General features: G+C 32.1%; 6 protein-coding genes and 1 pseudogene. 2 read left to right on the top strand and 5 right to left on the bottom strand.

Annotated features, from left to right (window positions below):
• Positions 1-44 precede the first annotated feature (44 nt).
• A complete protein-coding gene (locus B2989_RS13405) occupies positions 45-875 on the top strand; it encodes an alpha/beta fold hydrolase (RefSeq protein WP_145001250.1) in 831 nt (276 codons plus the stop codon).
• Between the two features lie 79 nt (positions 876-954).
• Here B2989_RS13405 and B2989_RS13400 read toward each other — a convergent pair whose 3' ends face one another.
• The 5 genes from B2989_RS13400 to uvrA form a co-directional block, all read right to left on the bottom strand.
• Positions 955-3,366 (bottom strand): alpha-ketoacid dehydrogenase subunit alpha/beta, encoded by a 2,412-nt coding sequence (locus B2989_RS13400; protein ID WP_292949347.1) that lies wholly within the window; start codon positions 3,364-3,366, stop codon positions 955-957.
• A gap of 153 nt (positions 3,367-3,519) precedes the next feature.
• Positions 3,520-6,348 (bottom strand): metalloprotease, encoded by a 2,829-nt coding sequence (locus tag B2989_RS13395; RefSeq protein WP_292949344.1) that lies wholly within the window; start codon positions 6,346-6,348, stop codon positions 3,520-3,522.
• Entirely contained in the window at positions 6,345-7,610 is a 1,266-nt protein-coding gene (locus B2989_RS13390) for a T9SS type A sorting domain-containing protein (protein ID WP_292949341.1), read from the bottom strand. The genes B2989_RS13395 and B2989_RS13390 overlap by 4 nt, the downstream gene beginning before the upstream one ends.
• Before the next feature lie 8 nt (positions 7,611-7,618).
• Positions 7,619-8,308, bottom strand: coding sequence for a TIGR00730 family Rossman fold protein (locus tag B2989_RS13385; protein WP_145001258.1), 690 nt, complete (start codon positions 8,306-8,308; stop codon positions 7,619-7,621).
• 72 nt (positions 8,309-8,380) lie between these two features.
• The gene (gene uvrA / locus B2989_RS13380) at positions 8,381-11,212 is read right to left on the bottom strand and encodes an excinuclease ABC subunit UvrA (protein ID WP_292949505.1); all 2,832 of its coding nucleotides are present in this window, start codon (positions 11,210-11,212) and stop codon (positions 8,381-8,383) included.
• Positions 11,213-11,341: 129 nt separating this feature from the next.
• Here uvrA and B2989_RS13375 point away from each other — a divergent pair.
• Positions 11,342-11,865: pseudogene (locus tag B2989_RS13375) on the top strand (hypothetical protein).
• Positions 11,866-11,902 lie beyond the last annotated feature (37 nt).

Genomic DNA, 11,902 nt, shown 5'->3' with positions numbered 1-11,902 from the left:
ATTGATATTTTATCTTTAAGTAAACCAAAAAAAAAGAAATTGATATGCCATTTATTACAAACAAAAACACAGCAGAAACCGTAGATATTTTTTATGAAGATTATGGAAGCGGACAACCAGTCATTTTAATTCATGGTTGGCCATTAAGTAGAAAATCATGGGAACATCAAGTGTGGAAAATCGTAGAATCAGGTTATAGATGCATTTCCTACGATAGGAGAGGCTTCGGAATAAGTAGTACACCTTGGAATGGATACGACTATTCTGCATTAGCTAGCGATTTAGAACAAATTATTGCTCAGTTAGATCTTGAAGATGTGATTGTTGTAGGATTTTCAATGGGAGGAGGAGAAGTTGTAAGATATTGTACAGATTTTGGCACAGATAAAATTGCCAAAGCAGCTTTAATAAGTAGTATTATACCTTTAGTTAAGCAAAAAGAGGATAATCCAGATGGTGTCTCTGAAAGGGATTTACAAGGTATTCAAGATGCTTTAGAAGAAGACAGAGTAGGGTTTTTAAAAGAATTTTCTAAAGGATTTTATAATTTTGAAGACAATAAAGACAAGGTTAGTCAAGCACAATTAGACTATGATTTTGTTGTAGCTTCACACGCTTCGCCAAGAGCCACAATCGAAACTGCTAAAGCATGGATGCATACAGATTTTAGAGATGAATTAAAAAATGTAAATGTGCCAACTTTAATTGTACATGGTGATAGTGATAACACTGTCCCAATTGAAACGTCTGCTAATCAAGCAGCAAAAGGTATTACAGATAATGTGTTTAAAGTCATTAAAGGTGCACCTCATGGTTTAAATATTACCCATAAGGACCAATTAAATACTATTTTAATTGATTTTCTAAAATCGTAAATGGTAACTAATATATAAGTAAAAAGCTCATCTAATTTTATAGATGAGCTTTTTTATTTAGTATATAGCGTTTGACCAATTATCTTAACTTAGGAAAACGACTAGGATTAGACTCGTGCATAACCGCATAAACTGCTTCAAAAACATCTTCTGTTGAAGGTTTAGAGAAGTAATCTCCATCTGTACCATAAGCTGGTCTATGTGGTTTAGCAGCTAATGTTTTAGGTTGGCTATCTAAATGCTTATATGCATTTTGAGTGTTAATTATTTGATCTAATATATATGCGGATGCTCCACCAGGAACGTCCTCATCTATAACCATTAAGCGGTTGGTCTTTTTGACACTGTTTACAATGTCGTGATTAATATCAAAAGGTAGTAAAGATTGTATGTCAATAATTTCTGCATCAATACCAACTTCAGCTAGTTCTTTGCCAGCTTGTTGAACAATTCTTAAAGTTGATCCATAAGATACTAAAGTAATATCTGCACCTTCCTTGATAGTTTCAACAACTCCAATAGGTGTTGTAAACTCTCCAATATTAGATGGTAATTTCTCTTTTAATCTATAACCGTTAAGACACTCTACAATTAAGGCAGGCTCGTCACTTTTTAAAAGTGTATTGTAAAAACCTGCAGCTTTGGTCATGTCTCTTGGTACCAATACATGAATCCCTCTAACTAGATTTAAAACGCCACCCATTTGCGAACCTGAATGCCAAATACCTTCTAGTCTATGTCCACGAGTACGAATAATTAATGGTGCTTTTTGACGACCTTTTGTTCTGTAACGCAAGGTTGCTAAATCATCGCTAATTATTTGTAAAGCATATAGGATATAATCTAAATACTGAATTTCGGCAATTGGACGTAAACCACGCATAGCCATACCAATACCTTGGCCTAAAATGGTCGCTTCTCTAATACCAACATCAGCAACGCGTAATTCGCCATATTTTTCTTGTAAACCTTCTAATCCTTGATTAACATCTCCAATGTTACCAGCATCTTCTCCAAATACTAAAGTTTCAGGATATGTATTAAAGATAGCATCAAAGTTTTCTCTTAAAATAACACGTCCATCAACATCTTCAGTTTTACTGTCGTAAGTTGGTTTAATTTCTTTTATATGAATCGCAGAAGTTGAACTTTCGTTATGTAAATCAGAACTATACAAGGGTTGTACCTTGGTAAAAAAGGTGTCAATCCAGTCTAATAATTGTTGTTTTTCTGAAGAATTTTCAGCAATAACATAACGCAACGCTTTTCTAGCAGCAGATACAGAGTCTTTTCTGTTAGGCTCTCCAATAGCACTTAAATCGTTTGCAATTTTTTCAATAAACACTTTATTAGAACTAGCGTTAGCAACATTTTTTAATAGCGCTACTAAATCTTCTTTTTCTGTCAAAGCAGGTTTTAAATAATTAGTCCATGCAGCTTTTTTAGCATCTCTAACTTGCTTTTTAATGTTTTTTTCAATGGTTTGTAATTCTTCGTCAGTTGCAATGTTGTTTTCTATTAACCAAGCACGCATTTTAAGATTACAATCGTTATTAGCTTCCCACTCTAAACGGTCTTTATCTTTGTAACGCTCATGCGATCCTGAGGTCGAGTGACCTTGTGGTTGTGTAAGCTCGTTAACATGAATTAAAACAGGTACGTGTTCTTCTCTTGCTATTTTTGCAGCTTCTTCATAGGTCGCTATTAAATTAGCATAATCCCAACCTTTAACTCTTAGGATTTCATAACCATTATTGTCTTTATCACGTTGAAATCCTTTTAAGATTTCAGAAATATTTTCTTTTGTTGTTTGGTGTCTTGCATGTACAGAGATTCCGTATTCATCATCCCAAACGCTTATTACCATTGGTACTTGTAATACACCAGCAGCATTAATAGTTTCAAAAAACAAACCTTCACTTGTACTTGCGTTTCCTATAGTTCCCCAAGCAATTTCATTACCATTTACAGAAAAATTGGTCGTATCAATACCTTTAACATTTCTGTAAATTTTTGATGCTTGCGCTAAACCTAATAATCTTGGCATTTGACCTGCTGTAGGTGAGATGTCAGAACTTGAGTTTTTTTGCTGAGTTAGATTTTTCCAATTTCCGTTTTCATCCACACTATGCGTTGCAAAATGTCCACCCATTTGTCTTCCTGCAGACATAGGTTCTTGCGATAAATCTGTATTGGCATATAATCCAGCAAAAAACTGCTGAATTGTTAGCTCGCCAATAGCCATCATAAAGGTTTGATCACGATAGTAACCTGATCTAAAATCTCCGTTTTGAAAAGCTTTAGCCATAGCTAATTGAGGGACTTCTTTACCGTCACCAAATATTCCAAATTTAGCTTTTCCGGTTAACACTTCACGACGTCCTAATAGACTACATTCACGACTGGTTACAGCGATGTGGTAATCTTTAAGAACTTCAGTTTTAAAATCTTCAAAAGACAAGTCTTTTTTATTGTTAACTTTTGTTTGCATGTGTAAGGAATTATTTGAAACAAATTTAATCAAAAATTGTCGGTTTAGCAATATCAAAAAATCTTAAAAAAATGTGAATTATTCAATAATTAAGCATTAAGCAGGGTTATTTAATAAATTAATCGCAAAAAAGACTAATCTGCTAAGAATTTATTAATACCAACGTCTAGTAAATAGACCTAATAAAGTTTTTGGAGATAGGGTAACTATAAACCTAATTTTTTCGTCATAATTAGGTTGTCCTATTTCCCAACCTAAGTTAGAGTAGACCGGAAAGTATAGCTCAAAATAATCTTCGACAAGATTTAATCTAATACCAGAATCATAAACAAATTCTGGACTAAAATTTTGATTTTTTATAACTCCAGCATCACCATAAAGCATAATATATCTCCAAAGTGTTGCGCTTGTGTTAACGGTTGTCATCCATTGGTTGGCAAAAGGCTGAGATAGTTTTGATTTAAATCCACCTTCGGCTATTATAATTTGTTGACTTAATACTCCAGTTTGTTCGCTTCGACCTAAATAATTATAGTCAAATAAATAGTCTGTGGGTCTGTCTAAAGCAAAACTAAAAAAGTCAGAATCTTGATACGTATCATTGTATAAAAACAAACCAGAAAAAACGCGTAAATTAAACTGTTTATTGCGTTCGTTTAGGTTTCTAAACTCTAACGTAGCAGATATTTTACCAAAGTTTTTAGCTACTTGTAGATCTGTAAATAATGACGCGTAGTCTTTTAAATTATTGTCTACAAGACCATATTTAGCATTAAAAACAGAGTATTTTGGTTCTCCATCAGTTTCAAATTCTCCTGTTGGATCAACTTCTCTATTTATATTTATATATCTAAAAGATAAAAACTCACGTTTATTGTCTCTTAAATCTTTATGGTTTCTAAAATTATAATCAATAAAAGGTGTAAAAGAGGTGTAGCTTAAGTTTGGTGCATAATTGTAATAGTTACCAGATAATCCATAGCGTGTTCTAAAATTGTCTGTACCTTCTGGTCTAGCATTATAAATCAAGGAGGCACTACCAACAACTTGATTACTTTTAAATCCATATTTAGGACTTAATTTGTATAGAAAGCGTTTACTTAAAAGGGTCTTATTGTATAGTTTTAAACCAGGAGATAGTCCATCATAAAAATTATAGTCAAACTCTGGCATAAAAAAGACTTGGTTATAGTTTGGGTCTTCAATGTCTTTAAATAATCTAAATTGTAAAGGTTTATTGGTTAGAAAAAAGCCATTTAACTTTTTAAAATTGTTACGTTGGTTAAATTCTGGGATGATATTATCATAATTTAACGCTAATTGGTCCACGTCTTTATTTGCTATTGTAATGGTTTTATTACCATTAAAACCATCAATCCAAAACTTAGAGGTAATACTATCGTTTTCTAAAGTAAAAAGCGAAACAGGCATTTTATTATCCCTTAGGTTTTTAAGAGTAATTTTAATAGAGTCCTCTGATTTTTTTATCTTTTTGATTTTAAAATCTATCTTTTTACTTGTGCTAACATAGTCTTCAAAAAACCAATCAATATTTTTAGGAGTTTTAGATCTAATTATAGTTTCAAAATCTGCTGGTGTTGTACGTTTTAATTTAGATTGTTTAACAAAATCACTTAAAGTTTTAGAGACTACGGAGTCACCTATGTAATCATCCAAGTAATTTAATCCAATTGCTGCTTTGTATTTGTTAGAAATGTTTTTGTTGAATTTTAATAACGAGTCCTTAGCCATACCAATAGGTTGGTCAATATTTGTACGTGCCATGTGCATGTACAAAAACGAATATTGGTCATTAAAATTTAAGTCTGCTGCATGAAACGCTCTTACTCCCCAGACATTAGCTAGTTTTCCTAATATTTTTTGGTTAGGATAAAAGTTTTCGACGTATTTCATTAAATAATACACCTGAATACCATCTAGTAACCACTGTTCTTTTCTTGGGTTTATTAACAAAGTGTTTTCTAAATATACCTTTAATGTGGTTTTAAGTAATTTTAATTCATATTGAAACGTGTCCTCAAAAGGTCTTACAAAATCAGGAAGTAAATTAAGACCGTAAATAGGGTCTTTTTTGTAATCAATCCAAGTTAATAATACTTTTTCATGTGGATAATCACCTAGGTTTTTGGTAATAAATTGTGCAACTCGATCGGATGCTAATGCCACTTCAGTAGGTTCTAGATTTTCAGTATCAATATTTGATTCAATATTAAAAAAATCTGTCTCAACTGTCTTGTAATCGTTGTTTTGTACTAGAGATAATTTAGAGTTTATTCTATTTTCACCTTTAAAAGTAGTGGTTGTAACAGTTCCAACTTCATTATTTAAAATATTTAATTCAGATATTGGCGTAAAATTATTTGGATAGGTAAGTTTAAGGGTAATATTTGCAGGTTCTACAAATAAATCTTCTAAATCTTTATTACTGTAGTAATGCCAAGATCCATCAAACACAGCAGGCGTAATATACCAAAAGCGTAGGTTGTAATCACCAAAGTCATTGACACCATATCTTGTAAATTTATTATGAGGTATTTGAACAATATAGGTAAGTGTAATATTATAAGATTGATTGGGTTGTAAAGGTGTGTTAAGAGCTACCTTAATAACATCTGGGTGTTTAGCTAAACGTTCAAAAAACGTGGTTTGATTAGATTGTTTAATACTAGTTAATGCAGTAAAACCACGATCTTCATTATTTGCAAAATGAAACGTTGTTTTAAACTCATCTGCAAAACGCTCGGCAAGTGGAGTGGTTTTTGAAGAATAGCTATGACTCCAATCGTTTAAATAGATGGTGTCTAAAACCGTATTACTATTATTTTTATATTGTATAATTTGCGTTACGTTTATGCTATTTTTTTTAGTATCAAAAACAGCCTCAATGTCAATAGTATTTTGGCTTAAAGCCGAAATACTAAATAGTATAAAACAAATAAAAATATAATAGTTTAGCTTCAATTGACTTTTACAAACTTTAAAGGTTGAACATTAATATTGTTAAGTGAAATGTAATATATTCCGTTTGATAAATACGAAATATCAACGTTAATAGTTTTGTCGTTTATAAAAATTGTTTTTACAACTTGACCTAACGTGTTGTAAATCTTTAGGTTATTGTCGTTTTTAAGCGATGCGTTAATTTTTAAATTTAATAAACTTGAAACCATATTGGATCCAATGATCTCGAAAACTGGTTTTTTAACTACCACATCAGGTACGTTTAAAAAGTTTTGATTGGTTTCAATATTTAAAGTAACGGGAAGATGGTCGCTAAAATTGTGTAAAGACTCTCTAATACTTTCTGAAAACAAAACACCAGAACAATCGCTACTATTTATTGCGCTATTCCAGCAATTTGGGTTGTTATTGTTACCATATACTTGATAACTATTTGGTGTAAATTGTAATTCCGGATTATTAGTTAAAGAAGTACTAGTTAGTATAAAGTCAAACCTGTCATCAAAACCTCCTGTAGTACCACCAAGTCCTGTTGCTGTCCTTGTAGACTGTGTAAAAACATCTACATAACTTTGGTTATTGTGCCAACTACCCATCCTGTTTGCTGGATCTATAAAGGTGATATTGTTTGTAGGATTGATAAACTCTTGAAAAGCAGGTTCGGAATTTGTGTACACATTAAAATCTCCTGCTAATAAAAAATAATCATTACTTGAAAAAGTGGATAAGTAAGTTGTTAAATCCTGAGCCATTTGAAAACGTAATTGCTGATTTGCAGTACCACTTGATGCTTTTAAGTGACACACAATCACGTTTAAATATATTGGGTCTGTGTCCTGAGTAAGTGTGTTTAACTTTAATTGATAATGATTAAAGTCTCGGTAAATTGTAGTGACTTGATTTTGTCCTTCTAAACTAAACTTAGAACTGTCAAAATAAATTAAGTTTTGTAAATCGTTTTGGTCTCCTAAATTATTATCACTAGAGTTAAGTACAAAATTAGCCATTTGATAATTGACATTAATGCTTTGTTGCATCATGTTTAAAATAGCATTTGCTCCAGAGCTATTATTAAGCTCACAAACCATAAAAAGATCTGGCTGATAATTGGATAATATAATGTCTAGCTCGTCTAAGCGATCACTAGCAGGCTCTTGAAGCGGAAAGTTTAATAAATTATAAAACATAGTTTTAAAGGTGTCTTGTGCATAGACACCTGAAAAACTAAGTAGTATTAATAAGTATAATGTTTTTTTTATCATTAACTGTTTTAGAAATTAGGACTTAATCCATAATCCTTATAGAAGTTGTCTAAAATATCTACAACCTCTTCAGCAGAATCGACTAAATGTATTAAATCTAAGTCACCTTCGCTAATATTTGCAAAACTATCTAAAAGGGTAGTTTTAACCCATCCCATTAAACCTTCCCAAAAGTCAGTACCTACAAGTATAATTGGGAATTTTTCAATTTTATTAGTTTGTATTAACGTAATGGCTTCAAACAATTCGTCTAAAGTTCCAAATCCACCAGGCATTACTACAAATCCTTGGCTGTATTTAACAAACATTACTTTTCTAACAAAAAAGTAGTCAAAGTCTAAACTTTTATCAGAATCGATATATGGGTTGTCATGTTGCTCAAACGGTAATTCAATATTTAATCCAACAGATGTACCACCTGCTAAATGTGCACCTTTATTACCAGCTTCCATTATACCAGGTCCACCACCTGTAATTACACCATATCCAGCATCGACTATTTTTGAAGCTATATTTTCTGCTAATTTGTAATATTTATGGTCAGGCTTAGTACGTGCTGAACCAAAGATTGAAACAGAAGGTCCTATGGCGCTCATCTTTTCAAAACCATTTACAAATTCTCCCATGATTTTAAAAATCGCCCAAGAATCATTTGTTTTTTTCTCATTCCAACCTTTTGGATGTTTTTCTTCTCTCATTATATAACTGTTTATTTTCTATTTATTAGTGTTTAAATATTGGTCTATTGTAAATGTAATTCATTCCCAATATTATTTTAATTCTTTCTTTAAAAATTTAGCTGTGTAGCTCTTTTTATGCTTAGCAACTACTTCTGGAGTACCTTCTACAATAACTTGTCCACCACCTTTACCGCCTTCATATCCAATATCAATAATATGATCTACGGTTTTAATGACATCTAAATTATGTTCTATAATTAACACTGTGTTTCCTTTGTCTGCTAATTTGTTTAATACAATCATTAACACTCTAATATCTTCAAAATGAAGACCTGTAGTTGGTTCGTCTAATATATAAAAGGTGTTACCAGTGTCGCGTTTACTTAACTCTGTAGCCAATTTTATACGTTGTGCTTCTCCACCAGATAGCGTTGTGCTTTGTTGTCCCAAGGTAATGTAACCTAATCCAACATCTTTAATTGTTTTTAGTTTTTTATGAATTTTAGGAATGTTTTCAAAAAAGTCAACCCCTTCATTAATGGTCATGTCTAAAACATCACTTATGCTTTTTCCTTTATATCTAATCTCTAAAGTTTCGCGATTAAAACGTTTACCTTGACAAGTTTCACACTCGACATACACATCAGGTAAAAAATTCATTTCAATAACACGTAAACCACCACCTTTACAGGTTTCGCAACGTCCTCCTGCAACATTAAAGCTAAAACGTCCAGGTTTATAACCACGTATCATGGCTTCTGGTATTTTAGCAAAAAGGCTACGGATTTCGTCAAATGTTTTGGTGTAAGTTGCAGGATTACTTCTTGGTGTACGACCAATTGGCGATTGATTAATATCAATAACTTTATCTATATGCTCTAAACCTTTTATGCTTTTATAAGGCATTGGTTTTTTTACACCATTAAAATAATGTGCATTTAAAATAGGGTAGAGTGTCTCGTTAATTAAAGTAGATTTTCCGCTACCAGAGACACCTGTCACACCAATCATTTTAGCTAATGGAAATTTAACTGACACATTTTTTAAATTGTTTCCTGTACAGCCTTTAAGCTCTAAAAAGTGTCCATTCCCTTCGCGTCGTTTTTTTGGTATTTCAATTTCTCTTTTACCATTTAAATATTCTGCAGTAAGTGTTTTTTCTTTTAATAGCTGTTTAGGTGTCCCTTGACTAATAATTTCTCCTCCATGTTTACCAGCTCTTGGACCAATATCTATAACATGGTCTGCACGCTCAATCATGTCTTTATCATGCTCTACAACAATAACAGAGTTACCAATATCACGTAAAGACACTAAGCTATTAATTAGTTTTTCGTTATCACGTTGGTGTAACCCAATACTGGGTTCATCTAATATATACAGTACACCAACTAATTGTGATCCAATTTGCGTTGCTAATCTAATACGTTGTGCTTCTCCACCAGATAACGATTTAGAGCTTCGGTTTAAAGACAAGTAGTCTAAACCAACATCTAATAAAAACTGAAGTCTGGCACTAATTTCTTTTATAATTTCTTCAGCAATTTTGACTTGTTTTTCAGTCAAATACTGAGGTAATGTTTTAAACCATTTAGCTAATTCACTTATATCTTGATTAGCTAATTCGGCAATATTTTTACCATTTACTTTAAAGTATAACGACTCTTTTTTTAGTCTAGCACCTTCACAGACAGGACATTCAATTTTGTCCATATAGTCTTTAGCCCAACGTTTTAAAGAAGTTGATTCAGCATTTTTGTATTGATTTTCAATAAAGTTAGCAACACCTTCAAAGTCTATTTTATAGTCTCTGGTTATGCCTAAAGTTTTACTTTCAACCGAAAATTTTTCATTACCACCAAACATAATTACTTGTTTAGCTTCTTGTGGTATTGATTTATATGGATCGCTTAATTTAAAATTATAGCGTTCTGCAATGGTTTCAAATTGTTTAAAAATCCAGCTCTTTTTTTCAGGACCATGAGGCGCCAAAGCACCTCCTTTTATGGATAAAGTATCGTCTGGAACAATCTTTTTTTCGTTAACCTGATATAATGTTCCAATCCCATTACAATTATCGCAAGCACCTTTAGGCGAGTTAAACGAAAAATTATTAGGTTCTGGATTTGGGTAAGAAACACCAGAAGTTGGACACATTAAACTACGACTAAAATAGCGTGCTTCCTGAGTGTCTTGGTCAATAACCATCAACACATCATCACCATGATACATGGCTGTATTAATACTTTCGGTTAAACGTTTGTCATTATCAACACCATCATCAATTTTAAGTCTATCAATTACAATTTCAATGTCATGGTTTTTGTAACGATCCAACTTCATACCTTTAACTAAATCCTTGATTTCGCCATCAGTACGCACTTTTACAAAGCCTTGTTTAGCAATTTGCTCAAATAACTCGCGATAATGTCCTTTTCTAGAACGTACCACAGGAGCTAAAATGTTTATACGCTTGCCTTTATAGCTTTCGGTGATTAATTCTTTAATCTGCTCATCACTGTAGCTTACCATTTTTTCGCCTGTATTATAGCTGTAAGCATCACTACCTCTAGCATATAAAAGACGTAAAAAATCATAAATCTCAGTAATAGTTCCAACCGTTGATCTTGGAGATTTACTAGTTGTTTTTTGCTCAATAGCAATTACAGGAGATAATCCATCAATTTTATCAACATCAGGACGCTCTAAACTACCTAAAAATTGTCTCGCGTAAGCAGAAAACGTTTCGATATAACGACGTTGTCCTTCAGCATAAATGGTGTCAAATGCTAATGACGATTTACCACTACCAGATAAACCAGTAATCACAACTAGTTTTTCGCGAGGAATGGTCACATCAATATTTTTAAGGTTATGTGCTCTGGCACCTTTAACCTCTATGTTTTCTTCAAAATTACTCATAGCATTTAAGTGTTTTTGCCCAGAAATAGACAAAGCTGTAAAGATACGCATTTTGTATTTCTTTTAGAAATAGTGTTTGTTAGGATTTTATTAATTATCACTATTTTTGAAATTATAAAAAAAACGATAATGGAAATATTAGGAATAGGCTCTAGAATTAACCATCCAGAACACGGAAAAGGAGTGGTAACTAACATTGATAGTAAAAATTATTGGGTTACTTTTATTGAAAATGGATTAGAAACCATTGCTTTAAATGATGATTTTGAAGTTATTGAAGCTGCAGAAAATGAGGTAGACACTATTAGTCTTTTTGATGTAGAAAGTAGCTTGGTTAGAATACTTAAAAAATATAGCGATGTCTCGGAAATTGTGTCAATTGGCGACAAGTGGAAAGGAGGCATCTTAGAATTAAAACCAGCTGACAGTAACTTAAAAAGTAAAGTAATAAAAATTGAAGACTTTTTTCATAAAATTACTATGGTTAGAGACCGATTGAGAGTGATGGAACAAAAAGTTAACTCTAGAATCTAGAACCATCAGAGAAAGTGGATATACAACAATACATAACCCGAATTTATGGAAGCTTAACCACTTTTAATGTGTTATTTAAGTCTAAAGAACAGCAATTTGTAGGTCAAAAAAGTAAGTAGCAAAACTTGCTTTTAATTTTTGGTAGTCAGTAGTTAT

The sequence above is a fragment of the Olleya sp. UBA1516 genome (assembly GCF_002323495.1).
GTDB lineage: Bacteria > Bacteroidota > Bacteroidia > Flavobacteriales > Flavobacteriaceae > Olleya.
This window is presented reverse-complemented; position numbering and strand designations above follow the sequence as displayed.